This is a genomic window from Vibrio sp. Y176, from assembly GCF_033438945.1.
On sequence record NZ_JAWOQS010000800.1, the window covers coordinates 1 to 603 of the forward strand.

Here is a 603-nt window from a genome sequence, read left to right on the forward strand (position 1 = left end):
TTGGTAGAGTAAGACTCCGCGTAAGGATATTCGATAGGTTCGAGGTTTGCTTCTCCGCCCGCGCCATCGAGACTTTGTGCAACAGACAGGTAGTTCTTTTGGAAGCCTTCAAGGGCTGCTTTGTCTTCGCCTGTTCCGTCGTTGTTGTATTCCGCCATCATCAGTACATCAGGGCGATTCTTTTGAATGATCGCAGCAACGTTGCGAATTTGAATGACCTTTTCCGCAGTGGTTTTGTCTTCAGCTGCGATGGAGCTGTCTAAATAGGCTGTAACCAATGCAGCTTGCTGCGCTGGTTCAATTTGCATTTCATTTACTAAAGCTTCGAAGGTCGCGCGGTCAAAAGAGAGGTTGTAGGTGGCAATCTTTACTTCAGTTGGCTGAACGTTTACGTATTTCGTGTCGTCGTCATTGCAGCCAGTCAGTAAAGCGGCACCGATAAGGAGAGCGAGAGAAGTTTTAATTGTTTTCATGGGTACGTCATACCTTATAATTGATTCGGGCAAATATTAATAACATCAGTAAGATTTGTAAGCGATATGGGTCACACAAAAGGTTGCATTATTACATATTCAATCAGTTTTTGTGTGATTTGTGCAAATA

1 pseudogene is annotated in these 603 nt (G+C 43.8%); it reads right to left on the reverse strand.

Going from position 1 to position 603, the window contains the following annotated elements:
- A pseudogene (locus R7O13_RS28730) lies at nucleotides 1-473 on the reverse strand (endonuclease/exonuclease/phosphatase family protein); the annotation flags it as partial.
- Nucleotides 474-603 lie beyond the last annotated feature (130 nt).